We start from the raw sequence: 26665 nt of genomic DNA, 5'->3' as shown, positions 1-26665 counted from the left end.
TTGATATATATTGATTTATATATATTAAGAAGTGGGGTGGAACAATGCAGGTAAAGCAGATCATGTTGGTGGGGCTGATTTCACTGATAGCCGGCGCAAACGCTCATGCCGCTGAGATACAGCGAATGACGTTACGTGAGGCGATTACGCAGGGGCTTGAACGGAATAATCAGGCTCGGGCCGCCAAATTTCAGGCAGCCTCAGCCCGGTCCGGTGCTACAGCCGCTTCATTACACTATCTGCCCAGTGTAACCGTTGAAGAGGCCTGGTCCCGGTCAGATGTGCCAGTCAATACCTTTATGATGAAGCTGAACCAGGGCCGCTTCACCAACCAGGATTTTGATGCAGCCAAGTTGAATAACCCTGCGCCGGTAAGCGATTTTAGAACCGTTGTCTCCGTTGAACAGCCAATCCTGGTGCCAGCTGCCTGGGCTGGCCAAAAGGTGGCGCAGCGTGGGGCGGAGCGGCAGGAAGCGGTGACCGAGCAGACCCGGCAACAGATCGCCTTCCAGGTTTTCCAGCTCTATCTTGAGGTACAAAAGGCCCATGCCCAACTGCAGGCGGCGGTAAAAGCGCTGGATGAGGCCCGGGAAAGTAAACGTCAGGCAACGGTCAGGACCGCAGCAGGTCTCGGGCTTAAGTCCGATGAACTGCGGGCCGCAACCCAGCTGGCAGCCATGGAACAGCAGAATATCAGTGCCGCAAATAACCTGACCCTGGCCAGGATGCAGCTTGCATTGGCAACAGGTGGGCAGCCAGGTGATGAACTGGATGCGGCAGAGGCGGTACAACTGAAGCGTCCAGAACAGGAATTGGCTGGCCTGATTGGATTGGCCCAGCAGGAGCGCCGTGATCTGCGGGCGTCGGAGCGGGGAAAAGAGCAGGCCGATGCTGCCTTGCTGCAGGCTCGTTCAGGGTTTCTGCCAGCGGTGGGCGCTGTTGGGGCCTGGCAGATGAATGATAAGAACAGCCCGTTTAGTAGAGATCATGATGCCTGGATGGTCGGGGTTTCCCTGCGCTGGAATGTCTTTGATGGTTTTCGTACCTGGTATGGCAGTGGTCAGGCCCAGGCCTCACGATCAGCCGCTAACGAGCTGCTGGAGCAGACCAGAAAAGAGGTCAGTTATCAGGTGCATGAGGCCTGGCTGCGCAGGGTAGAGGCAGACAAACGTCGTGAAGTGGCCAGCTCTGCTGTTGCTGCTGCTGATGAGGCTACCCGGCTGCTGGCAAAGCGTTTTGACAATGCGCTGGCAACCATGGTTGAGTTGCTGGATGCCCAGAGCGCCTTGAATCAAGCCCGGGCCAATCTGGTGGAAAGTGATGCCAATCTGATGTTGGCCACCGGACGTCTGTATCATGCTGCCGGCATCTTTTTGAAGGAGGTTCAGTAATGAATCGTTCATATAGCAGAGCGTTCGTTTGTCTTGTTATGGTTGGCCTGGCAATAACCGGTTGTTCGGACAGCAAACATGGGGTGACGTCAGCTCCTGCAACGGTCAGCGGCTTGACCGTAACCGCTGTGAAGGTCTCTGATCTGCCGGAAACGCTGGATGTGGTTGGTACTGTCCGCGCACGAACCAGTGCAATGGTTTCAGCCCGGATTCCCGGTACCGTCAGTGTACTGCATGTGCGCGAAGGAGATCGGGTGCGCAAAGGTCAGGTGCTGGGGCAGCTTGATTCCAAGGAGAATCTGGCTCAGGCCACCGGCGCTGTTGCGGCAATCGATGAGGCAAAACGTGGCGTGGAAGAGGCTCAGGCCCGGCAGAGGTTGGCCGATAGCACCTTTGCCCGCTTCAAAAAGCTGTATGATGAGCAGGCGCTAACCCGTCAGGAGTTTGATACCCGTCAGACCGAACGTGATCTGGCTCATCAGGCGGTGGCACGGGCAGAAGCCCGCTTGCGTCAGACTCAGGAGGCATCGCGGGCTGCAGGTGCCATGGCTGACTACACCAAGATTGTGGCGCCAATATCAGGCGTCATTGTGGCAAAACAGGCTGATCTGGGCTCCTCGGTCTTTCCTGGGCAACCCTTGATGACCATTGATGATGAAGGCAGCTACCAGCTGGAACTTGCCATCCCTGAATCACAGGTGCGGGCTGTTCATAGTGGTACTGTCGTTCAGGTGCAGATTGATGCAACCGGCGGCAGTTTTTCAGCACGGGTGGCAGAGGTGGTGCCAACCAGTGACCCAGCCAGCAGGACCTATACCGCCAAGGTAGCAATTCCGCAAAAAGGGGTGCGCAGCGGGATGTTCGGGCGGGGCAGCATTGCGCTGGGCAGTTCGGTCAAGGGGGTTCGGGTTCCCCGTTCGGCGGTCTTTGAACGTGGTGCATTGACTGCAGTCTGGTCGGTCGGCACGGATGAGATTGTCAGAATGCGTCTGGTAAAGACCGGTCGTATTGTGGGGGACAGTATTGAGATCCTGTCCGGGTTGGCTGATGGTGACCGGATCGTGACCGCCGGTATGGAAAAGGCGGTCGATGGTGCCCGCCTGCAAACGGTTTCAGGAGGGGCAAAATGATGAAAATATCTCTGCTGCTATCCGCTCTACTGCTGAGTCTTGCCTCTGTTGCTGCTGCAGATAACTTCCGCTGCCCCAATGGCGAGATTGTCTCTACCGGTGATCGCCAATCGATAGTGGCCATGAAATGTGATCCGCCAACCTACAAGAATAGCCGGACCGAGAGTGAAGCTGGCTACAAGGGGGCTACTATTTTGGTCTCTGTGGAAGAATGGACCTATAACGAAGGGCCGCACCGGCTGGTGCATATCCTGACCTTCAGAAATGGGCTGCTTGATTCGGTACAGACTGCAGGATTCGGCAAGTAGAGGACAGATCATGCTTAAGCTGGGATTTGCGGGGAAGATCGCCCGCGCCTTTATCGATTCAAAACTGACACCGCTGATTGTGGCAGCTTCGCTGCTGCTGGGCGTATTTGCCATCAAGATGACTCCCCGAGAAGAGGAACCGCAGATCTCGGTGCCGATGGTGGATGTCTATCTGCCGATGCCCGGTTCCTCCCCCCAGGAGATACAAGAGCGGGTAGTCAAACCGTTTGAGGGGAAGCTGTGGGAGATTTCAGGGGTTGAGTACCTCTACTCCATGAGCCGTCCCGGTATGGGTATCATTACGGTACGCTACAAGGTTGGCGAAAACACAGAGGAATCGCTGGTCAAGCTGTACAACAAGGTGATGAGTAATCGCGCCCTGTTGCCTGCTGGCGCCGGTGATCCGCTGGTGGTCGCCAAATCAATTGATGATGTGCCGATTCTGGCCCTGACCCTCTGGTCAGATCGCTATGATCATACCATGCTGCGCAAGCTGGCCCGTGAAGTCTGTGATGAACTTAAGAAGAGTGAAAATGTCTCGGAAGCAGAAATCAAGGGTGGCTTGACGCGACAACTGCGGGTTGTCCTTGATGCGTCCCGCCTGGCAGGCTACGGCCTGTCACCGCTGCAGGTGGCTGGTGCCCTGCAGGCCGGAAACAAGGCGCTGCCCTCCGGTGCCTTTAGTGGTGCCAACAAAGAGATGCTGGTGGAAACCGGCTCATTTCTTAATAACCAGGATTCACTGCGCCAACTGGTGGTGGGGGTTTATGGCGGTAAGCCGGTCTATCTGGATGATGTGGCAAAAATAGCAGACAGCACCAGGGAACCTGAGGACTATGTCTTTATGGGTATGGGGCTGGCTGCTGCAGAAAAAGGGCTGACCGGCAATCGTGCCCAGGACTACCCGGCAGTTACCGTATCAGTTGCCAAGCGCAAAGGCGCCAATGCCACCTGGGTGGCCGATGATCTGGTTAAAAAAGTTGAGTTTATGAAGGGCAAGGTGATCCCGTCTGATGTGCAGGTGACGGTAACCCGTAACTACGGTGAGACTGCCAGGGAAAAGAACAACGAACTGCTGTTCCATATGTTTCTGGCCGCCATTTCAGTTACGATCCTGATCGCACTTTTCATGGGCTGGCGGGCCGGTGCAGTGGCAGCCATCGCTATCCCGGTTACCCTGGCCTTGACCATGCTGATCTTCTATCTGATCGGCTATACCTTGAACCGGATTACCCTGTTTGCCCTGATCTTCTCCATCGGCATCCTGGTGGACGATGCGATTGTGGTGGTGGAGAACATTCACCGCTACTTCACCACCACGGTGATGAAGCCGCTGGATGCGGCGATCAAGGCCGTGGATGAGATCGGTAACCCCACGGTGCTGGCCACCTTTGCGGTTATCGGCTCGATCCTGCCGATGGGCTTTGTGGGTGGTCTGATGGGGCCGTACATGCGGCCTATTCCGGTGGGGGCCAGCATGGCGATGCTGCTCTCTATGTTCATCGCCTTTATCGTTACCCCCTATTTTGCCTATCGCCTGATGAAGGGGCAGCATGAGTCTGAGGATGAGCTTAAAGAGTCCAAGCTGACGGTCTTCTACCGCCACTGGATGGGTCGCTTGCTGCATGATGTCAAGTTGCGCAGCGGTTTTCTGGCCCTGGTGGTGGTGTTACTGCTGGCTGCCTGTTCCCTGATTTATTTCAAGGCGGTCACGGTCAAGATGCTGCCGTTTGACAACAAGAACGAGCTGCAGGTGATCATTGACGCACCTGAGGGAACGCCGCTGGAGCAGACCGCCCGAATGACCCGTGAGATGGGGGATGCCCTGCGGTCCGTGCCGGAAGTAACCGACTTCCAAAGCTACGTGGGGACCAGCGCTCCTTTTAACTTTAACGGTCTGGTCAGGCATTACTTTCTGCGCAAAGGACCCAACCTGGCGGATATTCAGGTTAACCTGCAGCACAAGACCGAGCGCAAAGCCCAGTCCCATGATATTGCCAAGAAGATCAGACCGCTTTTGACTGCAGTGGCTGATCGCTACGGCGCGCGGGTCAAGGTGGCTGAGATTCCGCCTGGTCCGCCAGTGCTCTCAACGTTGGTGGCAGAGGTCTACGGACCCAATGACGCGGCTCGGGCATCTGTTGCAGAGAAGATCAAGGGGATCTTTGCCAAGACCAAAGGGGTGGTGGACGTTGATTGGTACCGTGAGTCTGATCAGCCCAAGCTGACCCTGACCGTGGATCGTGAAAAGGCTGCCCTGTCCGGTATTTCTGTGGATGAGGTTTCCAAGGCGCTGCGGGTTGCCCTGGCAGGTATGGATGTGGGCATACTGCATCTGCCCAAGGAAAAAGAGCCGGTAACCATCAACCTGCGTCTGGCTGAGTCCCAGCGTAGTTCACTGGCAGCCCTGTCTTCCATCTATCTGCCCGGTCCCAAAGGCAGCGTGCCGCTTTCACAACTGGTCAAGCCGAGCCAGGGCAGTGAAGAAAAGACCCTTTATCGTAAAAATCTGAAGAATGTGGTCTATGTAATCGGCGATGTGGCCGGGGTGATAGAGGCACCGGTCTATGCCATTTTGAAGATGCAGAAACAGATTGCAGACCTGCCCACACCGGATGGTGCAAAGATCGAGATTCTGGCATCCCGCCAGCCCTGGTCTGAAGAGAAGATGGGGATGAAGTGGGACGGCGAGTGGCATATTACCTATGAGGTGTTCCGCGACCTGGGGATCGCCTTTGCCGCAGTCATGGTGCTGATTTACATCCTGGTGGTGGCCTGGTTCAAGGATTTTACCACCCCGATTGTGATCATGGCGCCGATCCCGTTGACCCTGATCGGTATTCTGCCGGGCCATGCCCTGTTTGGCGCCTTTTTCACGGCTACCTCCATGATCGGTTTTATCGCCCTGGCCGGGATCATTGTGCGGAACTCAATTATCCTGATCGATTTTGCCGAGATGAAGCGCAAAGAGGGGATGAAACTGGATGAGGCGATCATCGAGGCTGGCGCGGTCCGTTTCCGTCCCATGCTGTTGACCGCTGCTGCAGTGGTGGTGGGTAGCTTTGTGATCGTATTTGATCCGATCTTCCAGGGGTTGGCCATTGCCATGATGTGCGGCGAGATCGCTTCAACCACCCTGTCACGAGTCACCATTCCGATTCTGTACTTCCTGGTACAGGGTTGGAAAGAACGTCATCATGTCGGGCAGCCTGAAGCTGCTGAACAGAACGTATAGAGGAGAGTGAGATGTATATTGAACGTATTGTCAGGATCGTAGCCGGTGCTTTTATTGTTATTTCGCTGTTGCTGGCCCATTTTCATCATCAAAACTGGCTCTGGTTTACCGGCTTTGTCGGCTTGAACCTGTTTCAGTCCGGTTTCACCCAGTTTTGCCCGCTGTTCACTATTCTGGAAAAGATGGGTGTGCCCAAGTTTCCCAAGGATGCCTGTTGTAAGTAAAAACTTAACGCAGAGATGCAGGGGAGCAGAGACACAGAGAACACCAGTGGATTTTTGATTGCTTTCAGATGTGTTCGGTTTTCTCTGCGCCCCCGCACTCTCTGCTTGCTCTGCGTTAAAGGTGTTGTCTGAAGATTTCAAGCGGGGGGTATATGTCATATCGTATCACCATTCTCTGTGAAAATTCTGTCGGGCCGATCTCCGGTACCCTGGGTGAACATGGCTTCAGCGCCCTGATCGAATGGAATGACGGTGCGCTGCTTTGGGACACCGGCCAGGGCTTTACCCTGCTGCACAATGCCCAGCGGATGAACAAGAACCTGCATGGGCTGCAGCAGGTGGCGTTGTCCCATGGCCATTATGACCACTCCGGTGGTCTGCTGCCACTCTTGCGTACCTGCGGCCCCAAGCAGGTCTTTGGTCATCCGGCCATCTTTACACCCCGTTACCGCCATAAAGACACTGGAGAATCCCTTTCCTTGGGTATGCCCTATCCTAAAGAATATCTTGAAGGCCAGGGGGCTCAATTTGATCTGTCTGACCAGTTTCGGGAAATTCTACCCAGTATCTGCATGACCGGGCAGGTGGCGCGGACGACAGACTTTGAAACCGGCGACAGCGGCCTGTTTACCGATACCTGTGGCTGTAGCCGTGATCCGTTTGACGATGACCAGTCACTGGTGATTACCACTGATAAGGGTCTGGTGGTGTTGCTGGGTTGCTGTCATGCCGGGTTGATCAATACCCTTGAGCATATTGCAGCCAAGACCGGCCGCCGTGATATCCATGCCGTTATTGGTGGCACCCATCTGGGATTTTGTACCGCTCAGCAGCTTGACCAGACTATTACCCTGCTGAAACAGTGGCAGATCAGGAAGTTAGCGGTAAGTCACTGTACCGGCTTTGCAGCTGCGGCTCGTCTGAAGCAGGAGTTCCCGGCTGCGTTTCAATCTGCACAGGTCGGTTATTCGCTGGATATCTAAAAAACCCTCTAAACTTTTGTTAGCCCCTTTTGTTTTAGCCTCTCTTATGTTACATAAGTGTCATTAAAATTTTGATGCTTGTGACACAGGTCAATTTCTATTTCCTGAAGGGGAGGCAGCAGACATGAGTTATGAGGTAAAGAACGAGCAGCTGAAGGCATGGGTATATGAAGTAGCGGCAATGTGTGAGCCAGCCGAGATTCACTGGTGTGATGGTTCGCAGGAAGAATATGACCGGCTTTGTACTCAGATGGTGGCAAGTGGCACCTTTAAAAAGCTTAATCCAGAGAAACGTCCCAACTGTTATCTGGCCTTTTCAGATCCAATCGATGTAGCCCGCGTTGAAGATCGTACCTTTATCTGTTCCCTCTCCAAGCAGGATGCTGGTCCTACCAATAACTGGGTTGCCCCCAAAGAGATGAAGGAAACCCTGAAGGGTCTGTTCAAAGGTTGCATGAAGGGACGTACCATGTACGTGATCCCGTTCAGCATGGGCCCACTTGGTTCCAACATCGCCAAGATCGGGGTTGAGATTACCGACTCCCCCTATGTTGTGGTCAATATGAAGATCATGACCCGTATGGGTAAGCAGGTACTGGATGTGCTGGGCAATGGTGAGTTTGTACCCTGTCTGCACTCAGTTGGTATGCCCCTTGAGCCAGGCCAAAAGGATGTATCCTGGCCCTGCAACAAGGAAAAATACATCGTTCATTTTCCTGAAGAGCGTGCGATCTGGTCCTTCGGTTCAGGCTACGGCGGCAACGCCCTGCTGGGCAAGAAATGTCTGGCCCTGCGGATCGCCTCCAAGCAGGGTAAGGATGAAGGCTGGTTGGCTGAGCATATGCTGATCCTGGGTGTTGAGTCCCCCACCGGCGAAAAATCCTATGTGGGAGCTGCCTTCCCCAGTGCCTGCGGCAAGACCAACTTTGCCATGCTGATCCCGCCCAAGCCGTTCCAGGACAAGGGCTGGAAGGTAACCACCATCGGCGATGATATCGCCTGGATCAAGCCAGGTAATGATGGCCAGGTCTATGCCATTAACCCTGAGTTCGGTTATTTTGGTGTTGCTCCAGGAACCAACTACAAGACCAACCCCAACGCAATGATCTCCTGCGAGAAGAATTCCATCTTTACTAACGTGGCACTGACTGAAGATGGCGATGTCTGGTGGGAAGGGATGACCGATGAGCCACCAGCAAAGCTGACCGACTGGCAGGGTAACCCCTGGAACCCAGGCTGTGGCCGTCCTGCTGCACACCCTAACTCACGCTTTACCGCACCGGCTTCCCAGTGTCCAAGTATTGATGCAGATTGGGAAAACCCTAAAGGTGTGCCGATGAGCGCCTTTATCTTTGGCGGTCGTCGTAAAGATACCGTTCCGTTGGTCTATCAGGCCTTTAACTGGAACTTTGGTGTCTACCTGGCCTCAACCCTTGGATCTGAAACCACTGCCGCTGCAGTTGGCGCCACCGGCAACGTCCGTCGTGACCCGTTTGCCATGCTGCCGTTCTGTGGCTACCATATGGCTGATTACTTTGCTCACTGGCTGCAGTTTGGTCGCAGCATTGCCCGTCCGCCACGGATCTTCAGTGTTAACTGGTTCCGTAAGGATGCCGACGGCAAGTTTATCTGGCCAGGCTATGGCGATAACATGCGGGTGCTGAAGTGGATTGTTGAGCGGGTACAGGGCAAGACCGGTGCAGTTGAATCACCGCTGGGCTGGATGCCCCGCTACGAGGATATGGAGTGGGAAGGTACTGACATGTCCCGCGAGAAGTTCAACGACCTGATGTCCGTTGATCGTGATGTCTGGCAGAATGAGCTGGTCTCCCATGATGAGCTGTTCATCAAGATGTATGACCGGCTTCCCAAGGAGTTCCTGCATATGCGTGAGCTGATTCTCTCCTCACTCTGGCGTTCACCAGAGCATTGGGAGCAGATTGGTGAGGTCCATCCTGAAGGCTGGAATGAGTAATCGAATTCCAGCTCAAGGCGCTAGCTTTGTTGATCTGAAATTCGAGAGCTTAAGATGCAATAAGCAAAAGGGCTGGTCCGGTAACGGGTCAGCCCTTTTTAGTCATCAACTTCTATTTCCACCACCCGCATCTCCTCGCCGCTAAGTATCTCCAGGGCATAGCTGCCGCAGTGTCGGCAGGGGTCGTAAAGGCGTTCAACCGGCTGCAGAGTGGAGCAATCCAGGCAGCGTCCCTGCGCCTCTAAACGACGTATTTCAAGCCGTGCTGATTCTGCCAGGGTGTCGCTGCTGCAGGCAGAGAAACAAAACTCAACCGCTTCAGGTACAACACCGGACAGTGTCCCGATTTCGATGACAACAGTGGTGATCCGCTGGCCGCCACTGTGCTGCAGGCAGATATCAACGATTCCCTGGGTAAGGGACATTTCATGCATAACTCATGCTCCTGAAACAAAAAAAGGCCTGCCAGGTTACCCTGACAGGCCTTAATGAACAAAAAATGAGAATTAGTGCTTCTTCTCTTCTTTTGCAGGAGCAGCAGCAGGAGCAGCAGCAGGAGCGGCAGCAGCAGGAGCAGCTTTTACAGAAGACATAGGCTTCTGAGCTTCAGGAGCCTTAGGAGCTTCTGCAGCAGGAGCAGCAGGAGCAGCTGCTTCTTCTTTTTTCTTGCAGCCAGCGGCAACGCCGAGAGCCAGAGCCAGTACCAGGGACAGGGAGAGCATTTTTTTCATGTGATTTCACCTCTTGGGTTATTTAACCCTGTAACGACAGGGCAGTGTAAGCAACAAAGGGAAACTATACTCAGCGCGATAATAATGTCAATATTTTTTTTATTGCCCGTGGTGGAACTTGCCTTTACGCTCTTTATGGGCAGGTGTTGGCGCGCTGTGGCAATCAAAACAGCGTGAATCTTCCGACTTGCGCAGATCCAGTGCAGAAGATGGCTGGTTTTTTCTGATCGGGGTGTTGTGCTGCGGGGTCTGGAAGGCCAGCTGGCCGCGCTCATCAGCTACTGTTGCGGCTTGGTAGGCGACTCTCCAGTTGGCAGACAGTTCTGTTGAGTGGCATTGGTCGCAGCCGCCCGGTGGAGGAATGCTCTTCCAGGCCGTGAACATGCTGCAGCCCGGCAGGGCCAGAATCAAGAGAAAGATAGCAGGCAGAAACTGTTTCATAGCTGATCTCCTTTACGGCACTGTAGCACGCAGCGGTCTGCTGAACAAGGCCCGTTTCAGAGTTTGGGAATTACCCGTTGCGCTGTAGCGGTTGTCTGTCGGGCTATCTCCGTGATGATTGTTCCCTTAATCGCTGCCAGTTTGCAAGCTGTTTCGTGTAACCAGGCTGGCCGGTTAAAACATCCCTGATGACCAGAGGGTGGTAGATCAGGTGCATCGGTTTCAAGTACCAGCTGATTAAGCGGTAGTTGACCTGCAAGCAGGGCCGGGCGTACAGCAGTACTTCGCGTCAGGGCCGCGCTGAGTGAGATGACAAAGCCAAGCTTGATGAACTCATGTGCTGATTCCAGTGAGCCGGAAAAGGCATGCATGATACCACCGATCTGATCGGCCTGCTCTTCGCGCAGGATTGTCAGGGTGCGTCCAATCGCCTTGCGGCAATGGATCAGTACCGGCAGTTGGTGTAGCCGCGCAATTCTCAGTTGCTCACGAAACAGCGCTTCCTGTTTATCAAGATTACCATAGCTGGCATCCATACCGATCTCCCCGATGGCAACAGCTGTTGGCGCCAGGACTCTTAGCTGCTGCAACTGCTCAGTGGTGGCGGTAGCGGCATGCAGGGGATGAATACCGTACGCTGGCCGCAGGGCAGGATGCTGAACTGACAGCTCAGAAATCTGCTGCCAACCATCAGGATGTACTGCCGGTACAATCCATTTACTGATTTCAACAGCACGGGCCTCAGCCAGCAGCTGATCAAGCTGGTCGATCAACGGGGGTAGATCAAGGTGGCAGTGGGTATCAATCAGCATGGTTATCAGAGAAACCAGCTGATCGGCCTGAGCAGCAGTTCAAGCAGACGCACGCCAACTCCTCGGCGGGAATGTCCATCAAGGGTGATACGTCGGGAACCGGTAAAATCCTGTTCAAACAGGTTGCGAACCTGGGCGCCAAAGGGCTGGCTGCGCACAATAACGTTAATCTCAAAGTTGCGGTGGAAGCTGCGTTGATCAAGATTGGCGGAGCCGATCACGGTCTGTTCTCCGTCGATGAGCATCAGCTTGGCATGCAGCAGTTGCCGCTCCAGTTCATAGATCTCAATGCCAGCCTTGAGCAATACTTCATAATAGCTGCGGCTGAGGACCCGCACCACCGGCACGTCGTTGCGGGCAGGCAGAAGCAGTCTGACCTGCACCCCGCGTTTGGCGGCCCGCAGCAGGGAGCGCAGAATCCGTGGACCGGGAATAAAATACGGGTTGGCAATTAGAAGTTCATCCGAGGATGAGGCCATGGAAACCCGAAAGGCGGTGCGGATGGCTGATCGCCGCTGGTGAGGACCACCGTTGATCAGGGTTACCTCAGTGTCATCGGGAGTGGCGCTGGACAGAGCAGGGAGCGGCAGCGCAGGGCGCTCGCCCCGTTCCATCTGCCAGGTGTCAGCAAACAGCTCCTGCAGGGCTGCCAGGGCAGCGCCACCAAGACTGAAGCCGACATCACGGAACCGGAGCTGTTCATCGGTCAGTCCGGCATAGGCATCGCTGATATTCAGGCCGCCCAGGTAGGCCACCCGGTTATCAATCAGTGCCAGCTTGCGATGATTACGACGATCAAACCAGTGGATTCGGCTGAGGGAGAGAGGATTAAACGCCAGGCAGGAGACCCCTGCGGTCTGCAGACGCTGGAAGTAACTGTCCGGCGTAACATGGCAGCCGATGGCGTCATAGATCAGAAAGACCTTGACCCCCCGCACGGCAGCCTCAATCAGCAGATCGGCAAAACGTTGTCCGGTCACGTCGGCCCGGATGCGGTAATATTCCAGGCAGATCAGCTGTTGGGCGTTTTTCAGATCGTTGAACAGCGCCTCAAAGAAGTGGGGACCATCCGGCAGCAGCGTTACCTGTCCCGCCCCTACCGGCATCGGCAGCAAAGCCGTGCCATGGTGGCGCAGATGCCGTATCAGGCGCGGAAACCGTTCCTGATGACGACGGGGCGACATGGTCAGGGCTTTCCTTCAGCTGCAGGGGCTGTTGGTTGCTCTTGGGGTGCTGGTTCCGGTTTTGGGCTGACTGGTTCAGAATCAGCTGGTTCCTGTGGCGCAGCAGGTACAACCGCCGAGGAGATCGGCTTCATGACCGCTTCCTGTTGGATTGCGGTATCCACCTTGCGTTGCAGGCCGGCAATGTTGGGGGCTGTTCCCAGTGCAGCCTGAAGCTCATCAGAGCTGATCACCCCTTTGCTGCGCAGCTTGCGCAGGATCATGTTGGAACGGCTTAAGACTTTGCCCAGATTGCGGTAGGGGTTGTAGGCCACGCGGGGGCCGGGCAGCATGGCTGCCAGAAAGGCGCATTCACGCGGGGTCATGGCTGAGGCCGGTTTGCCAAAGTAGTATTGGGAACCATGGCCGATACCGTACACCATCGGTCCCAGTTCAACCACGTTCAGATACAGCTCAAGGATGCGTCCCTTGGTCAGCTCCTGCTCCATCCGCCAGGCCAGATAGACCTCTTTCAGCTTGCGGGTAATGGTCTTTTCGCGGGATAGAAATACGTTTTTCGCCACCTGCTGGGTGATGGTGGAGGCGCCACGGGCCATGCTCTGCTTTTCCAGGTCATACTTGATCGCTTCTTTGATCGCCTTAACGTCAATCCCGTCATGCTTATAGAAATTGCTGTCTTCAGCCAGGATCACCGCCCATTTCATTTCAGGCGGTATCCGGTTGGAGGGGGTCCAACGCCGGTTTTTCGGCCCCAGCAGAAAGGGGTGCTCGTTGCCCTGCCAGTCGCGTACGTCGATGTTCAGGTTCAGTTTCTTGTCGGCAAGGCTTTTCACTGGAGGCAACAGTGCCAATGAGATAACCACATAGCCAAGATACAGTATGATGATAATGCCGATTCCCAGCAGGAACTTCTTCACAGGACCCTCCAATCGACGCTGATACAATTTTAAGCAGTGTATAGCATGAAAACAGGGGGCACGGAAACCGCCAAGTAAAAAGGCCGGCAGAACCGACCTCTTCACCCTTGTTCTGAACAGACCGCTATACCTGCGGTTGCAGCAGGTACTCCATAATCGTCAGGGCCATCTTTGCAGCATCATTACGATCATTGTTAAATGCCAGGTGGTAGACACTCAGGTCATAGGGGTCGCGATCCAGAAAATCACGGATAAAGCGATCCCGTTCTTTCTGGCGACGCTCCACCAGTGTCCGGGCCTCCCCTTCATCAAGTCCCAGCCGCTTGGCTATGGAGGTAATCTTGAACTTCTCTGAGGCATAGATCCTGAAATGAAAGCAGTTCTTCATGTTGCGGGTAACAATTGGTGCGCCCCGCCCCACCAGGATCACGTTGCCCTGTTCTGCCAGGGCGATAATCTGACGTGACAGCAGCCGGTAGTAGTCTTTATCGCTTTTCCAGCGGTTGGAAAAGGTGGAGAGGAAATCATCAAGAAAGCGGTTTTTATCGCCAATGTTTTGCAAGACCTGATCAGAAAGGCTGTGGTGTTTGGCAACCTCATCCAGCAACGCCTTGTCCATTAAGGTCCAGGACTCTTTGGTCCGCTTTTCAAGCTGCTGGCGCAGCAGTTCAGCCATGGGGTAGGCCTCACAACCGAACTCCCGTGAAATGGTGATGGTTGGTTTCTGCTGCTCTTCCTCGGGACGGAGGGCATTTTGCCGTCGTGCTACCTCAAGCAAGGCCCCCAAACGGTTGTCGATGGATGGAATGAGTTTGGATTCAGACATGGCAGCACCTCCTGGATGAGTTCGACGGATATACAAAGGTAACTGTACCACCAATTTTACAACTCTCAAGGGGACTGGTTGACAGAAACAGCTTACTCGGGGTATCTGAACAGAACATGAGCCTCTTGCAAAACTACTGCGGAGGCCGTCTACTGCGTTGCGCGGTGCTCGCTTCTTCGCCTAACTGGGTGTTATGTCTCAGTCGCTGCGCGCCGTGCGCCTTGTATCCGACCTTCCTCGTGACATTTTGAAAGAGGCTCAAATGAATGCTAAGGAGGAATACCCATGGTAACCCATATCGTCTTTTTTAAACTGGCCGAGCAGACCCCGGAGAAGATCGCTGCAGTGCGGGATAAACTGCTGTCTATGGAAGGGAAGATTGCGGAACTGCGTCATCTTGAGGCGGGAATTGACGTGATTCGCTCTGAGCGCTCCTATGACGTGGCCCTGATTACCAAGTTTGATTCTTTGGCTGATCTGCAGACCTATCAGGTCCACCCCTACCATGCCGGTGAGGTGGTGCCGTTCATGAAGGCAAACTGCAGCTCAATTGTGGCTGTGGATTTTGAAGGCTAATCCAGTACTACTGCCAGCCGTTCGGTCAGCCGGATCTGCTCCGGCCTGACCTCGGCTCGGTAGGCCAGCGCCTCTACACCGTTTGCAACCGCCTCACGCAATAGCCTGCCATATTCAGGATCTATCCGGTCAGCCGGAGCAACAGCGTTGCCATCACCCCGCTGTACGGTAAACAGCAGTACCCCGCGATCACCGTTTCTAACCATCTCCATCAGCTCACGCAGATGTTTCTGCCCCCGTGTGGTAACTGCATCAGGAAAGAGCGCCAGCCCGTCTTCCACCAGGGTCACATTCTTGACCTCAACGTAGCATCGCCTGCCATCCCCTTCCAGCAGGATATCGATCCGGCTGCGCTCACTGCCATAGGCAACTTCCCGTCGCAGGTTTGGATAACCCTGCAACTCAACAATGGTCCCGTCCAGAATCGCCTCTTCAGCCAGCCGGTTGGGCAGCATGGTGTTCAACCCCACCCAGAAACCATCAACCTGCAGCAGTTCCCAGGTGTAGGCCAGCTTGCGGTTGGGGTTCGGGCTCAGGGAGAGCAGCACCAGGCTGCCAGGCCGGTTGCAGCCCAGCATGCTGCCGGAGTTGGGGCAGTGGGCGGTGACTACGGAACCGTCCTCAAGCTCAATATCAGCCAGAAAACGTTTGTAGCGTTTGATCAGTCTGCCGGGGATCAGCTCTGGTAGTTTCATCGGCCAGCTGCCAATTTTGCAGCAATTCTGATGGATGCCTTCATGCTGGTTGCCGAAGCGGTAGCAGTGCCAGCCAGGTTGTAGGCGGTGCCGTGATCAACCGAGGTCCGGATGATCGGCAGACCCAGGGTGATGTTGATGCCGTCATCAAAGTGCCGCATCTTGAGCGGGATCAGCCCCTGATCATGGTACATGGCCACCACCGCATCATAGGGGGCAGGTTCCTGCACGGCAAAATGAAAGAAGGTGTCAGCGGAGAACGGGCCGCTGACATCCATCCCCTCGGCCTTTGCTGCCGTAATAGCCGGGATGATGGATTCTTGCTCTTCAGTGCCAAACATGCCGCCTTCACCGCAGTGGGGATTCAGTGCCAGTACCGCAATCCGTGGTGAACGGCAGCCGCAGAGCGGGGCAACACCCGTGGCCGTCACCCGGATGGTCTTGAGTACCTGTTCAGTGCTGATCAGGCCAGGGACATTGGCAATCGCCTCATGGATGGTCACCAACGCCACCCGCAGGATATCGCCTGCCAGCATCATCACAAACTGGTCGCAGCGGCACAGCTCAGCCAGCAGCTCAGTATGACCCGGGTAGTGGTGACCAGCCCGGTGCATCGCTTCCTTGCAGATCGGTGCGGTTGCCATGGCTGCCACCTCACCGGTCAGGCACAGCTCGGCTGCGTGGCGGATATAGCGGTAAACCGCATCGCCAGCCAGCTCTGAAGGTCTGCCGTAGCTAATATCAGCATCAGCAAGGTTGGATAGTTCCAGCAGGGGAATCACATTATCCGACAGGTCGGCTGCCTCGGAAGGAGAAGCAACCGTGACCAGTTCTAGCTCGCTGTTGCAAACGGTCAGCGCCCGCTGCATGGCCCGTCGGTCACCCAGCACCAGCGGCCTGCAGGCGGCACGGATAGCCGGATTGGTCAGGGCCGCAACAATGATTTCAGGTCCGACCCCGCACGGGTCTCCCATGGTTATGGCGATAAGAGGTCTATTACTATTCATTGAGTCGTACTCCGTACACAATGTAATACAACTGTTACGTTCTATATGATTGCCAACAAGCAACTGTTTTTGTATAACTAAATCCTGTTTACGCACAATAAAGGAGGAAATGTTGGCGAGACTAATTTTTATTTTGATGCTTCTTGTTGCACTTCCTGTCCATGCAAATGAAAAAATGAAATTCGGGGGTACCGGTAGTGGACTGGAACTGGTACGCCAACTTGGTAATCTATATGCCAAGCAACACAAAAACCTTAATGTTCAAATTGTTCCCAGTCTGGGGAGCACCGGTGGTATCAAGGCGCTGCAGGCAGGTGCACTTGATCTTGCCATAACTGCCCGTCCTGTCAAGCCAGAGGAAAAAGGAGTTGAAAGTATTCAGCTCTGTCGAACTCCTCTCGTGTTTGCCGTTAATCCAGCTACGTCAATTTCTAACATTAACGCCGGTGATCTTGTGCAACTGTATGGCAATGTCTCTCAAACCTGGCCAGATGGGGGGCGGGTCAGGGTGGTGCTACGTCCAGAAGCAGAGACCACCACAAAGATGCTGCGTGGTATTTCGCCAGCAATTGATCAGGCTTTAACGTTGGCCAAGGCTCGCCCTGGCATGATCATGGCAGTTACGGATCAGGATAACCTCAAAGTGATACAAAAGACACCGGGTGCCTTTGGCCTGACTAGCCTGGCCATGGTAACTGCTGAGCAGGCAAAGGTCCAGTTAGTCAGTTTTAACGGTGTTGAGCCGACTCTTCAGGCGCTTGTACAGGGACGCTACCCGCTTGTGCGTGACTATTATCTGGTTGCGAGGACTCCTGTCAGTGCTACAGCACAAAATTTTATCAATTTTGCACGTTCAGCCAAGGGAGCCTCACTCTTTAAGGCCTTACATTGCCTGTCTGTGGAGCAACGTTAGATGGAAGCCCGGCGCCACCTTAAAAAGGTAATCATGTTTTTGGCAGGCACTGCTGCGCTTTTGGCTGCCGTTCTACCACCGATTGGGTATTTCGGGCTGGCAAGCCGCTATCAGCAGGGGGTATTGACAGCAATTGCAGAGCTTGAGGCAGAGCATGTTGCTGATTTAGTCATTGCAGCTCCTGATGACTGGAAATTTCAGAAAATCAGGCTTGATGAGCTACTTGAGCGTCGTCCCGGTATGGGCAAAGCCCAGTTGCGCAGGATTACGGATTTAGAGGGACAGGTGATCGCTGAAAAGGGCGACCTACCGCAAGGGCCAAGCATTAAAGGTGTCTTTCTGATACATGATGCAGGTGTTCCGGTGGCAAGGATTGAGATTGTTCAGTCATTACGCCCAATTATTTTCAAGGTCTTTTTTGTGTTTCTGGGGTGCGCCGGTATTGCCGTGTTTGTGTTTCGTGCCATTCAGGTGCTCCCTACACGGGCAGTAGCTGCAGCTCAGCGTTCTCTTGCTGAAAGCGAACAAAAGTATCGCAATCTCTTTCTTGGCATACATGAAGCGGTGCTTTTAATGGAGTTTGGAGATGATCTTGCGGATGCAACTGTTGTAGAGGTTAATCCTGCATGTAATCATCTGTTTTTTAGCTGTTTTCCAAGTCTGGTGGGGTTGCAATCAGTCCAGGTGTTTGGCGAACTGCATCAAGAGTTGATGGGGCTCTTTCAACAGGTGCTGCAAAATGAAGTAACGGTCTCTGTTGAGAAAGAACTGCCTGGCCTGGACAAGGTTGTGGAGATTTCGGTTACTCCAGCAGGAAAAGGACGTCTTGCTATCATCTTTTCTGATGTTACCGAGCATCGTGCTGCAGAACGTCAGGTGCAGCAACTGGCCTCGTTTGATTTTTTAACGGGCCTTCCTAATCGTGCCCTGCTTAATGATCGTCTTAAGCAGGCGATGCTTGCCTGTGGGCGCCATAAGTGTAAAATCGCAGTCTTTTTTCTGGATCTCGACCATTTTAAGGCAGTGAACGACAGCCTGGGGCATGCTGTTGGGGATCTGCTATTGCAGGCTGTTGCCGAGCGCCTTGAAAGTGGTATTCGACAATCAGACACCATTGCGCGTACCGGTGGAGATGAGTTTGTGATCATAACCATGGGGCTGCACGATGAAATGAATGCCTCCCTGGTTGCCACCACTATCCTCAGCTGTCTGGATGAGCCGTTCTGGATTTCTGGCAGAGAGCTATTCATAAACGGCAGCCTTGGGATTTCAATCTATCCTGACGATGCTGAGGATGCGAGTACACTGCTTAAAAATGCTGATATGGCTATGTACGCGGCAAAAGAACAGGGGCGCAATCGCTATCACTATTATGCAAAGCAGTTGCAGGAACGGGCCGTAGAACGCCTGGAGATAGAAACCGCCTTACGGCATGCCGTGGCTGATAATCTCCTTTCATTGGTTTACCAACCCCAATTAGATGCCCGCACAGGAACGGTTATCGGCCTGGAGGCATTGCTGCGCTGGAATAATTCCGATGGCACCCCGTATCTGTCACCATTGCAGATTATAACTATTGCAGAAAAAAACGGTCTGATCATTCCAATCGGCGAATGGGTCTTTCATACGGCCTGCAGACAGCTACGCCAATGGCAACATGAGGGTCTGGCAACGCCCCGACTGGCCATTAATCTCTCGGCGGTTCAATTTGAGGAACCAGGATTGGTGCAGCTGGTGCAGGATGCACTACAGAAGAATGATTTATCGCCAGACTATATTGAGCTTGAGTTGACCGAAAGTGCTATCATGCACCGCCCTGATGACGCAAAGCAGAAACTACTAGAGTTGAAAAAACTGGGGGTATGGCTGGCTCTGGATGATTTTGGTACCGGTTATTCTTCACTCAGCTACCTGAAGCTCTTTCCGATTGACCGGATTAAAATTGACCGTTCTTTTGTGAATGAAGCCACGACCAATAATGACGATGCAGCTATTGTTGAGACGGTCATTTCACTTGCAAACAACATGCGGATGCAGGTGATTGCCGAAGGGGTTGAGACCCAAGAGCATGTTGAATTCCTGCTTGCCAGGGGATGTCATGAGATGCAGGGCTACTATTATGCACGCCCGCTGCCTGCTGACCAGTGCGGAAAACTGTTGATTCCAGGCTTTGTCACAGAAAAATGGCACAGCGCGTTGTCTATGTCATCCTGAGCTAGCCAGGGACGTCAAAAGAAATAGTGCCACAGGTAATCCAGCCGACCCCGCATAATCATTTTCCGGCCAGACCAGGCCATGATCTGCTTGACCAAGGCCCGTTGTTGCGGGGCATAGCAATGAATCCGGCAGCGTCGGCAGGTCGGTTTTTCTGCTTCAAGCGGGCAGTTGAGGCGCTTTTTCACCGCATAGTCCAAAAATGCCGCGCAATCAGGGCAGAGTGTCAGCGGCTGCAGCTCAGGGTAGGCGGCTACCGGCTGCTGGCCGCTATGCTGCTGCCCTACACACCAGACTTCGGTGAACTTGGCGATGATCTTGATATCTTTGAGCTGTTGCGCAGTCGGTTCGTTTTGCATGAATCCTATCCTGCCTGGATTTTGGCGGTAGTGGCATGACAACGGTCAAAAAGATGAAAAAGGAGACTAATCCTTGAGTTGCCCTGTAAAGATGGTATTCTAATAGAACTTCAGAGAACAGGATAGGCCAAAAGCATGGGACTGGTGGCACTTGATAATCTTGAGATCGGGATGGTACTGGCAAGCGATGTGCTTGACCGCAACGGTCGTATGCTGTTGGGGGCCGGGGCGGAGCTGAACCAGAAACACCTGACCATCTTCCGTACTTGGGGTGTGGCAGAAGCCGACATAGCCGGTATTGATTATGTGGATAATGAGCCGCCACTACCGGCTGAGATAGATCCTGCAGCGCTGGCAGCGGCTGAAGAGGCGTTGTTGCCGCACTTCATACATTCCGGCACCGAACACCCCGCCCTGCGGGAACTGCTGCGGTTGGCCGCTATCAGGAGGATTCAGCATGGCCTTTGCTGATGCTCCCACCTATACGGTTCAATGGCTGATAGACCGCACCAGTACCGTTTATTCCCTGCCACTGTTCTATGATCGGCTTAATGAGGCGATCAACCATCCCCGCACCTCCATTGATGATATCGGTAAAATTATAACTGAAGACCAGGGGTTAACGGCCCGCCTGCTGCGGCTGGCTAACAGCCCGATGTTCGGCTACTTTGGCAAGGTGGATTCCATCAGCAAGGCGGTTACCATTATCGGTACCCAGCAGTTACGGGACCTTGCCCTGGCTGCCTCAGTGATGGGGATCTTCAAGGGGATTCCTGAAGAGTTGATGAGCATGGCCACCTTCTGGCGCCACTCCATTGCCTGCGGCATCATTGCCCGGGCCTTGGCTACCTGGCGTCGGGAAGCCAATGTGGAGCGGTTCTTTGTGGCTGGTATGCTCCATGATGTGGGGCAGTTGATTATGGCAACCGTGCTGGGCGATCTGGTGCGGCAGATGATTGAAGAGACCCAGTCAGAAGGTCTGCTCTATTTTGATGTTGAGCTGAAACGGATCGGATTTGACCATGCCGAGGCGGGTGGAGCCCTACTGAAGGAGTGGAAAATCCCAGCAAATATTGCTGATCCGGTCGCTTTTCACCATCGACCGTCACGGGCAGAGCAGTTTCCTATGGAAGTTTCCCTGATCCATCTTTCAGATATAATCTGTCAGGCCTTTGAACTGGGCCAGAGCTGCGAGCGGTTTGTCCCTCCCCTTGATGGCGCTGCCTGGGAGCGGCTGGGGATGTCGCCCCATGAATTGGGAGCGGTGCTGAAACAGGCTGAACCACAGATTGAAGAGACCTTTGCCATTCTGTCGGAGGGTGTATGACACGGCAGGAAGAGCTTGCAGATGATGTCGGATTTTTGCAGGAACGGGTCAGCTACCTTGAAGAGTCAAACCGCCGCTATATTGCCATCTTTGAGATGTTGGCCAGCAGTGGTGATTTTCAGGCTGACCTGGCACGTGCTGAAGGGTTGCAGGCTATTTTTCAGGCCACGCTGGCCCAGGTTCGGCGCCTTATCCCGTTTTCCCTGGCCGGTATCCTGGAGTCGATGGACGACGGCAGCTTTGAACTGACCTCCTGTGACAGCATACCCTGCAGTGCCACGTTGCAGGAGGCTGTTGATGTTGCCATTCAGGATGGTGCCTTTGCCTGGGCCTTGAATCGCAACCAGGCGGTGATGGTACCGGCCCAGGAGAATGTAACGCTTTTGATGCAGAGCATTACTACCCGCTCACGAATCCACGGTATGTTTGTTGGTCTGGTGCCGGGTCACTCGGCCACCATTGATGCCCCCTCCCTGAATGCCCTCTCTATTTTGCTGAATGCCGCTGCCTATGCCCTGGAAAGTGCCAGTCTGCGAGGCCTGCTGCAGGAACATATGGCAACGTTGGAACAACGGGTTGAGGAGCGGACCCGTGAGTTGGCAGTGGCTCGGGAAAAGGCAGAGGCAGCCAGCCGGGCCAAGAGCGAGTTTCTGGCTAACATGTCCCATGAAATCCGCACCCCGATGAACGGTGTGATGGGGATGACCGAGCTGTTGCTTGAGGGAGGCTTTACACCGGAGCAGCAGCGCAAACAGTTGCTGGCAATCCGGGATTCTGCCGACAATCTGATGGTAATTATTAATGATATTCTTGATTTTTCCAAGATTGAGGCAGGCAAGCTGGAGCTGTGCTGCGGGCCGTTCCTGTTACGAAAAAATCTTGAACAAGGCCTGTACTCTCTAGGGCTGAAGGCAGAACAGAAAGGGTTGCAGCTGGTAATTCAGGTGGATGCGGCACTGCCTGATCGCCTGGATGGTGACATCTATAAGCTGCGCCAGATTCTGGTTAATCTGGTGGGTAATGCACTGAAATTCAGTGAAAGAGGTGCAATCACCGTTTCGGCGCAGCTTGAGCAGCAGTTGGATGCCGGGCTGCTGGTGCGGTTCTGCGTGGCTGATCAGGGGATAGGTATTCCGCTTGTGGCGCAGTCACGCATCTTTGAAACCTTTGAGCAGGCCGATGTTACCACCACCAAAAAGTTTGGCGGTACCGGTCTGGGCCTGACCATCTGTCGCCGCCTGGCAGAACTGATGGGCGGCCGAATCTGGGTGGAAAGTGAGCCTGGACAGGGAAGCAGATTCATTTTTACGGCCTTGCTGGCAGCGGTTGCTGAGGATGTGGTGATTGAAGGGGAAGGCACCCCGGCTGCCCTGTCCCAGGAACCACCCAAAGGGCTGGCCGTATTGCTGGCTGACGATGTAGAGGTAAACCGGGAGCTGGCCAAGGCGGTGCTGGAACGCTATGGACATCGTATCACTGAGGCAACCAACGGTCAGGAGGCTTTTGACGCCTTTGCTGCTGGTCGGTTTGCCATTGTGCTGATGGATGTGCAGATGCCGGAAATGGATGGCCTGCAGGCCGCCACTGCAATCAGGAAGCTGGAGCAAGAACGGGGTGACGGACGGACACCGATTGTTGCCATGACCGCCTATGCCGGTAAGGATGATCGAGACAAATGTCTGTCTGCCGGCATGGATGATTATCTGTCCAAGCCGGTTAAGCCGGCCCAGATGCTGGAGATGCTGCAGCGCTACTGTGGTTCTGCTGTTGCTGAGCCGGTGCCGGAGGCCACCGCAACGTCTGTTCCTGCACCAGCTGTTGACGATGGAATTCCGGTCTATGCCAAGGCGGATCTGCTGGAACGGCTGGGGGGCGCCGAGGCGTTGATCCCCCGTTTTATGGGGCTCTTCTTTAAGGGGGTTGAACCGAACATGGTGGCCCTGGAAGAGGCGATTGCAGAAGGGAACCCGGACAAGGTACGGACCAGTTCCCACGCCATTAAAGGATCGTCTGCCAATATCGGTGCCATGCAGATGCGGGAGACCGCAGCAGCCATTGAGGCCGATGCCAAGGCCGGTGATATCACGGGGGCTCCGGCGGGTCTTGAGAAACTTAAACAGCAATTGGAAGAGTTTAAGGCGGCGGTTGGGGAGTAATCTTTTTGCCGCAAAAGAACGCAAAGAGGTAAAGGCATTGGGTGTCACGAGTAACGAGGTAAGGTTTTCGATTAACCTGAAAACGGCAGTTACTCACGCGAAGCCGCGAAGCTCGCGGAGAAAACCTAAAATAAGTAATAAGCCGACGGGTTAAATTGGTAACATGTTGTAACTATATGACTTTGCTCTCCGTGTGCAACTGTTTTGGGGGGATTAGTGGTTCGCAGATTGTTTTTTTGCGCTCCTTGCGTTCTTTAGCGGCAAAATGGTTTACTGTTTTACCCCAGTTTCAGCTCCGCATCTTCCAGCTGCTTGATCCGGTCCCGCAGTTCTGCCGCCTTTTCAAAGTCCAGCTCTTTTGCAGCAGCCAGCATCTCCTTGCGCATCTTCTTGATCAGCTTGGGAATCTCCCTCAACTCTATGCCGTAGGTTTCCTGAACATCCGCCACCACCGGCGGGGTGACATAATCCTTTTCAGCAATTGATTCAAGTATGCTGCGCATCCCCTTCTTGACGGTCTCCGGGGTGATGCCATGTTCTGTGTTGTAGGCCAGCTGTTTGGTGCGGCGGCGTTCAGTTTCATCAAGACAGGCTTGCATGGAGCGGGTGACCTGGTCGGCATACATCAGCACCCGGCCATCCACGTTCCGGGCAGCCCGGCCGCAGGTCTGGATCAGAGAGCGGGCAGAACGCAGGAACCCTTCCTTGTCTGCATCCAGGATCGCCACCAGCGAGACCTCCGGCAGATCCAGTCCCTCCCGCAGCAGGTTGATCCCCACCAGTACGTCAAACTCTCCCAGGCGCAGTGAACGCAGGATCTGCATCCGCTCGATGGTATCAATGTCGGAGTGCAGGTAGCGTACCCGTACCCCCAGTTCCTTGTAGTAGTTGGTCAGCTCTTCTGCCATCCGCTTGGTCAGGGTGGTAACCAGGACGCGGTCCCCTTTTGCCACGGTCAGGCGTACCTCATGCAGCAGATCATCCACCTGGCCTACCCCCCCAGCATCAGGGTGGGGCGTTACGGGGCGGATCTCGATCAGCGGGTCAACCAGGCCGGTGGGGCGGATGACCTGTTCCACAAAAGCCCCGCCTGCCTGCTGCAGTTCATAATCTGCCGGGGTAGCAGAGACATGCACGGCTTGATTGATGCGCGATTCAAACTCCTGAAAATTAAGCGGACGGTTATCCAGTGCGGCAGGCAGGCGGAATCCGTACTCCACCAGGGTTTCCTTGCGGCTGCGGTCGCCCCGGTACATGCCGCCAACCTGTGCGTTGGTGATGTGGGATTCATCCACAAACAGGATAAAATCCTTGGGGAAGTAGTCGATCAGGGTAAAGGGGGGCTCACCGGCCTGGCGGTTGTCCAGATAGCGGGAATAGTTTTCAATCCCCTGGCAGAAGCCCATCTCATCCATCATCTCGATATCATAGTAGGTGCGCTGTTCAATCCGCTGGGCCTCCACCAGCTTGTTCTGATCCTTGAACAGCCTGATCCGCTCCTCCAGGTCCAGCCGGATCTGGGCCACTGAACGCTCAAGATTTTCTTTGCTGGAGACATAGTGCGAAGCCGGGAAGATGGATACCTTGGTCAGCTTCTGCAGCACCACGCCACGCAGTGGGTCAATCTGGGAGATCGCCTCCACTTCATCACCAAAGAACTCGATCCGTAGGGCACGTTCACTGTCGTAGGCCGGAAAGATCTCGATCACATCCCCCCGCACCCGAAAGGTGCCACGGTGGAAGTCGGTGTCGTTCCGTTCATACTGGATCTCCACCAGTTTTTTCAGCAGGGTATCGCGGCCATAGTCATCGCCCTGGTGAAAGAAGATATGCATGGCCTGATAGGCATCGGGCGAGCCGATACCATAGATGCAGGAGACCGACGCCACGATGATTACATCAGAACGGGTCAGCAGTGACATGGTGGCAGAGTGGCGCAGCTTGTCGATCTCGTCATTGATTGATGAGTCCTTATCAATGAAGGTATCGGTGTTTGGCAGGTAGGCCTCGGGCTGGTAGTAGTCGTAGTAGGAGACAAAGTATTCCACGGCATTATCCGGGAACAGCTCCTTGAACTCGCCGTACAACTGGGCAGCCAGGGTCTTGTTGGGGGCCAGCACCAGGGCAGGACGGCCGGTGCGGGCGATCACGTTGGCCACGGTGAAGGTCTTGCCGGAGCCGGTCACCCCCAGCAGTACCTGGTGCTTGTCGCCCCGATTTAACCCGGCCACCAGCTCATCAATTGCCTGGGGCTGGTCTCCGCTGGGAGTGTACGTAGTTGCTAGCTTGAAATCTGACATGACAGGTGTACTCTATACTAGTAGTAATGAAATGTCTGCCTGTAGTTGACATGCGACCAAATGCGATATAAAAAGTCCTGTTTTGTAATTTACTAATTTACTTGGGGTTGTATATGGCAAAGCTGAAATGGAGCAGACTGGCTTGGCTTGCTGTTGTCCTGGTGTCAGGTCAGATTATATCATCAGGTTATGTTTCAGCCCGAGAGCTGGTCTATACGCCATTGCCGATTGAGCAGCCTGAAACCGTTCTTGATGCCAATCGCCCGCTGGTTTCCTATTTGTCAAAACAGCTTAAAACTCCTGTCACCATCCGATATGAAAAAAGCTACGAGGAAATCCTGCGTCTTTTCAAGCTGGGTCAGATTGATATCGTCCATTTGGGGCCGCTGCCCTATGTTATTTTGAAAAGCAGTTATCCCCAGGCAGAGCCGGTGGCTGCTATTAATGAACCGGATGGGAAGGCCAGCTATACCTGCGCCATGGTAACCGCCTTTGATGGACCGACCTCAGTCAGGCAGGTGCATCGCTCAATCGCTTTTTCACAACCACTCTCAACCTGTGGTCACCTGACAGCAGGCTATCTGCTGGCAAAATATGGTGTTAAACTGGAGGCACTGCATCATGAGTACCTTGGTAACCAGGATCAGGTGGCGCTGTCGGTGGTTAAGGGGAACTATGAGGTTGGCACCATGAAGACCGCTGTGGCAAAAAAATACGCTAACCTTACCTTGCGGGTGATTGAAGAGACACCACCGTTTCCTGGTTTTGTACTGGTTGCAAACAAGACAACCCTGACTCCTGATCAGATTAAGGAGATTAGCAGGGCTCTGCTTTCTTCCTCATCGAAGGACCGTGCTACCCTAATATTGGGGCGGCATGGTTTTGCACCTGTTGTTGACGCCCATTACGATTTAATTCGTCAAAACATGAGGTTCTCCCGGTAATAAGTAGATGAAAATGC

25 protein-coding genes are annotated in these 26665 nt (G+C 54.2%); 14 read left to right on the top strand and 11 right to left on the bottom strand.

Features of this window, described 5'->3' with window-relative positions:
- Window positions 1-44: 44 nt before the first annotated feature.
- The 7 genes from B5D39_RS00960 to B5D39_RS00930 all read left to right on the top strand — a co-directional run bounded on the left by B5D39_RS00960 (window position 45) and on the right by B5D39_RS00930 (window position 9246).
- Window positions 45-1391, top strand: coding sequence for a TolC family protein (locus tag B5D39_RS00960; protein WP_078788513.1), 1347 nt, complete (start codon window positions 45-47; stop codon window positions 1389-1391).
- Window positions 1391-2521 carry an efflux RND transporter periplasmic adaptor subunit gene (locus B5D39_RS00955; RefSeq protein ID WP_078788512.1) on the top strand — a complete coding sequence of 377 codons (1131 nt, stop codon included), beginning with the start codon at window positions 1391-1393 and terminating at the stop codon, window positions 2519-2521. Before B5D39_RS00960 ends, B5D39_RS00955 begins: the two co-directional genes overlap by 1 nt.
- Entirely contained in the window at window positions 2518-2829 is a 312-nt protein-coding gene (locus tag B5D39_RS00950; protein ID WP_078788511.1) for a DUF2845 domain-containing protein, read from the top strand. The genes B5D39_RS00955 and B5D39_RS00950 overlap by 4 nt, the downstream gene beginning before the upstream one ends.
- Window positions 2830-2839: 10 nt before the next feature.
- Window positions 2840-6064: an efflux RND transporter permease subunit gene (locus B5D39_RS00945; RefSeq protein ID WP_078788510.1), complete on the top strand. Its 3225-nt coding sequence runs from the start codon at window positions 2840-2842 to the stop codon at window positions 6062-6064.
- 11 nt (window positions 6065-6075) lie between these two features.
- On the top strand, window positions 6076-6288 hold the full coding sequence (locus tag B5D39_RS00940; protein ID WP_078788509.1) for a YgaP family membrane protein: 213 nt from the start codon (window positions 6076-6078) through the stop codon (window positions 6286-6288).
- 152 nt (window positions 6289-6440) lie between these two features.
- The gene (locus tag B5D39_RS00935; protein ID WP_078788508.1) at window positions 6441-7271 is read left to right on the top strand and encodes an MBL fold metallo-hydrolase; all 831 of its coding nucleotides are present in this window, start codon (window positions 6441-6443) and stop codon (window positions 7269-7271) included.
- Between the two features lie 124 nt (window positions 7272-7395).
- Entirely contained in the window at window positions 7396-9246 is a 1851-nt protein-coding gene (locus B5D39_RS00930) for a phosphoenolpyruvate carboxykinase (GTP) (RefSeq protein ID WP_078788507.1), read from the top strand.
- A gap of 98 nt (window positions 9247-9344) precedes the next feature.
- On the opposite strand, the gene B5D39_RS00925 is transcribed toward B5D39_RS00930, so the two are convergent.
- The 7 genes from B5D39_RS00925 to B5D39_RS00895 all read right to left on the bottom strand — a co-directional run bounded on the left by B5D39_RS00925 (window position 9345) and on the right by B5D39_RS00895 (window position 14157).
- Window positions 9345-9680 (bottom strand): hydrogenase maturation nickel metallochaperone HypA/HybF, encoded by a 336-nt coding sequence (locus B5D39_RS00925; protein WP_078788506.1) that lies wholly within the window; start codon window positions 9678-9680, stop codon window positions 9345-9347.
- A gap of 72 nt (window positions 9681-9752) precedes the next feature.
- Window positions 9753-9977 (bottom strand): hypothetical protein, encoded by a 225-nt coding sequence (locus B5D39_RS00920; RefSeq protein WP_078788504.1) that lies wholly within the window; start codon window positions 9975-9977, stop codon window positions 9753-9755.
- A gap of 99 nt (window positions 9978-10076) precedes the next feature.
- Complete coding sequence (locus B5D39_RS00915) at window positions 10077-10418, bottom strand: cytochrome C (protein WP_078788502.1); 342 nt, start codon at window positions 10416-10418, stop codon at window positions 10077-10079.
- A 56-nt stretch (window positions 10419-10474) separates the two neighbouring features.
- Window positions 10475-11230 (bottom strand): TatD family hydrolase, encoded by a 756-nt coding sequence (locus B5D39_RS00910; RefSeq protein ID WP_078788500.1) that lies wholly within the window; start codon window positions 11228-11230, stop codon window positions 10475-10477.
- Between the two features lie 5 nt (window positions 11231-11235).
- Complete coding sequence (locus B5D39_RS00905; RefSeq protein ID WP_078788499.1) at window positions 11236-12414, bottom strand: phospholipase D-like domain-containing protein; 1179 nt, start codon at window positions 12412-12414, stop codon at window positions 11236-11238.
- Window positions 12415-12416: 2 nt separating this feature from the next.
- Entirely contained in the window at window positions 12417-13331 is a 915-nt protein-coding gene (locus tag B5D39_RS00900; RefSeq protein ID WP_078788498.1) for a transglycosylase domain-containing protein, read from the bottom strand.
- 124 nt (window positions 13332-13455) lie between these two features.
- A complete protein-coding gene (locus B5D39_RS00895; RefSeq protein WP_078788497.1) occupies window positions 13456-14157 on the bottom strand; it encodes a cytidylate kinase-like family protein in 702 nt (233 codons plus the stop codon).
- 285 nt (window positions 14158-14442) lie between these two features.
- Here B5D39_RS00895 and B5D39_RS00890 point away from each other — a divergent pair, with 285 nt between their 5' ends.
- The gene (locus tag B5D39_RS00890) at window positions 14443-14733 is read left to right on the top strand and encodes a Dabb family protein (RefSeq protein WP_078788496.1); all 291 of its coding nucleotides are present in this window, start codon (window positions 14443-14445) and stop codon (window positions 14731-14733) included.
- On the opposite strand, the gene sfsA is transcribed toward B5D39_RS00890, so the two are convergent.
- Entirely contained in the window at window positions 14730-15428 is a 699-nt protein-coding gene (sfsA, locus tag B5D39_RS00885) for a DNA/RNA nuclease SfsA (protein WP_078788495.1), read from the bottom strand. The two genes, B5D39_RS00890 and sfsA, sit on opposite strands and share 4 nt — an antisense overlap.
- Window positions 15425-16435, bottom strand: coding sequence for a 4-hydroxythreonine-4-phosphate dehydrogenase PdxA (gene pdxA / locus B5D39_RS00880; RefSeq protein ID WP_078788494.1), 1011 nt, complete (start codon window positions 16433-16435; stop codon window positions 15425-15427). The genes sfsA and pdxA overlap by 4 nt, the downstream gene beginning before the upstream one ends.
- Window positions 16436-16610: 175 nt before the next feature.
- Here pdxA and B5D39_RS00875 point away from each other — a divergent pair, with 175 nt between their 5' ends.
- Entirely contained in the window at window positions 16611-17348 is a 738-nt protein-coding gene (locus tag B5D39_RS00875) for a substrate-binding domain-containing protein (RefSeq protein WP_161947398.1), read from the top strand.
- Complete coding sequence (locus tag B5D39_RS00870) at window positions 17349-19562, top strand: putative bifunctional diguanylate cyclase/phosphodiesterase (RefSeq protein WP_078788492.1); 2214 nt, start codon at window positions 17349-17351, stop codon at window positions 19560-19562. It begins immediately after the preceding gene.
- Between the two features lie 14 nt (window positions 19563-19576).
- Here the strand turns inward: B5D39_RS00870 and B5D39_RS00865 are convergent, their stop codons facing one another.
- The gene (locus tag B5D39_RS00865; protein WP_078788491.1) at window positions 19577-19921 is read right to left on the bottom strand and encodes a nitrous oxide-stimulated promoter family protein; all 345 of its coding nucleotides are present in this window, start codon (window positions 19919-19921) and stop codon (window positions 19577-19579) included.
- Between the two features lie 135 nt (window positions 19922-20056).
- On the opposite strand from B5D39_RS00865, the gene B5D39_RS00860 reads away from it, so the two are divergent.
- From B5D39_RS00860 to B5D39_RS00850, 3 genes are read left to right on the top strand one after another with little or no spacing between them, the layout of a single operon-like run.
- Entirely contained in the window at window positions 20057-20392 is a 336-nt protein-coding gene (locus B5D39_RS00860) for a hypothetical protein (protein WP_078788490.1), read from the top strand.
- Window positions 20379-21248: an HDOD domain-containing protein gene (locus tag B5D39_RS00855; RefSeq protein WP_078788488.1), complete on the top strand. Its 870-nt coding sequence runs from the start codon at window positions 20379-20381 to the stop codon at window positions 21246-21248. Before B5D39_RS00860 ends, B5D39_RS00855 begins: the two co-directional genes overlap by 14 nt.
- A complete protein-coding gene (locus B5D39_RS00850) occupies window positions 21245-23404 on the top strand; it encodes an ATP-binding protein (RefSeq protein ID WP_078788487.1) in 2160 nt (719 codons plus the stop codon). The genes B5D39_RS00855 and B5D39_RS00850 overlap by 4 nt, the downstream gene beginning before the upstream one ends.
- Before the next feature lie 278 nt (window positions 23405-23682).
- Here the strand turns inward: B5D39_RS00850 and uvrB are convergent, their stop codons facing one another.
- Window positions 23683-25704 carry an excinuclease ABC subunit UvrB gene (gene uvrB / locus B5D39_RS00845; protein ID WP_078788486.1) on the bottom strand — a complete coding sequence of 674 codons (2022 nt, stop codon included), beginning with the start codon at window positions 25702-25704 and terminating at the stop codon, window positions 23683-23685.
- Between the two features lie 113 nt (window positions 25705-25817).
- On the opposite strand from uvrB, the gene B5D39_RS00840 reads away from it, so the two are divergent.
- Entirely contained in the window at window positions 25818-26648 is an 831-nt protein-coding gene (locus B5D39_RS00840) for a PhnD/SsuA/transferrin family substrate-binding protein (RefSeq protein WP_078788485.1), read from the top strand.
- Window positions 26649-26665 lie beyond the last annotated feature (17 nt).

The organism is Trichlorobacter thiogenes, from assembly GCF_900167465.1.
Taxonomy (GTDB): domain Bacteria; phylum Desulfobacterota; class Desulfuromonadia; order Geobacterales; family Pseudopelobacteraceae; genus Trichlorobacter; species Trichlorobacter thiogenes.
This window is presented reverse-complemented; position numbering and strand designations above follow the sequence as displayed.

Coding starts and splice junctions, on each gene's coding strand:
- B5D39_RS00875 (WP_161947398.1), top strand. CDS start 16,611: ATGAAATTCGGGGGTACCGGTAGTGGACTGGAACTGGTACGCCAACTT.
- B5D39_RS00850 (WP_078788487.1), top strand. CDS start 21,245: ATGACACGGCAGGAAGAGCTTGCAGATGATGTCGGATTTTTGCAGGAA.
- B5D39_RS00935 (WP_078788508.1), top strand. CDS start 6,441: ATGTCATATCGTATCACCATTCTCTGTGAAAATTCTGTCGGGCCGATC.
- B5D39_RS00910 (WP_078788500.1), bottom strand. CDS start 11,230: ATGCTGATTGATACCCACTGCCACCTTGATCTACCCCCGTTGATCGAC.
- B5D39_RS00865 (WP_078788491.1), bottom strand. CDS start 19,921: ATGCAAAACGAACCGACTGCGCAACAGCTCAAAGATATCAAGATCATC.
- B5D39_RS00890 (WP_078788496.1), top strand. CDS start 14,443: ATGGTAACCCATATCGTCTTTTTTAAACTGGCCGAGCAGACCCCGGAG.
- B5D39_RS00915 (WP_078788502.1), bottom strand. CDS start 10,418: ATGAAACAGTTTCTGCCTGCTATCTTTCTCTTGATTCTGGCCCTGCCG.
- B5D39_RS00895 (WP_078788497.1), bottom strand. CDS start 14,157: ATGTCTGAATCCAAACTCATTCCATCCATCGACAACCGTTTGGGGGCC.
- uvrB (WP_078788486.1), bottom strand. CDS start 25,704: ATGTCAGATTTCAAGCTAGCAACTACGTACACTCCCAGCGGAGACCAG.
- B5D39_RS00905 (WP_078788499.1), bottom strand. CDS start 12,414: ATGTCGCCCCGTCGTCATCAGGAACGGTTTCCGCGCCTGATACGGCAT.
- B5D39_RS00955 (WP_078788512.1), top strand. CDS start 1,391: ATGAATCGTTCATATAGCAGAGCGTTCGTTTGTCTTGTTATGGTTGGC.
- B5D39_RS00860 (WP_078788490.1), top strand. CDS start 20,057: ATGGGACTGGTGGCACTTGATAATCTTGAGATCGGGATGGTACTGGCA.
- B5D39_RS00950 (WP_078788511.1), top strand. CDS start 2,518: ATGATGAAAATATCTCTGCTGCTATCCGCTCTACTGCTGAGTCTTGCC.
- B5D39_RS00920 (WP_078788504.1), bottom strand. CDS start 9,977: ATGAAAAAAATGCTCTCCCTGTCCCTGGTACTGGCTCTGGCTCTCGGC.
- B5D39_RS00960 (WP_078788513.1), top strand. CDS start 45: ATGCAGGTAAAGCAGATCATGTTGGTGGGGCTGATTTCACTGATAGCC.
- B5D39_RS00925 (WP_078788506.1), bottom strand. CDS start 9,680: ATGCATGAAATGTCCCTTACCCAGGGAATCGTTGATATCTGCCTGCAG.
- B5D39_RS00855 (WP_078788488.1), top strand. CDS start 20,379: ATGGCCTTTGCTGATGCTCCCACCTATACGGTTCAATGGCTGATAGAC.
- B5D39_RS00940 (WP_078788509.1), top strand. CDS start 6,076: ATGTATATTGAACGTATTGTCAGGATCGTAGCCGGTGCTTTTATTGTT.
- pdxA (WP_078788494.1), bottom strand. CDS start 16,435: ATGAATAGTAATAGACCTCTTATCGCCATAACCATGGGAGACCCGTGC.
- B5D39_RS00930 (WP_078788507.1), top strand. CDS start 7,396: ATGAGTTATGAGGTAAAGAACGAGCAGCTGAAGGCATGGGTATATGAA.
- sfsA (WP_078788495.1), bottom strand. CDS start 15,428: ATGAAACTACCAGAGCTGATCCCCGGCAGACTGATCAAACGCTACAAA.
- B5D39_RS00945 (WP_078788510.1), top strand. CDS start 2,840: ATGCTTAAGCTGGGATTTGCGGGGAAGATCGCCCGCGCCTTTATCGAT.
- B5D39_RS00870 (WP_078788492.1), top strand. CDS start 17,349: ATGGAAGCCCGGCGCCACCTTAAAAAGGTAATCATGTTTTTGGCAGGC.
- B5D39_RS00840 (WP_078788485.1), top strand. CDS start 25,818: ATGGCAAAGCTGAAATGGAGCAGACTGGCTTGGCTTGCTGTTGTCCTG.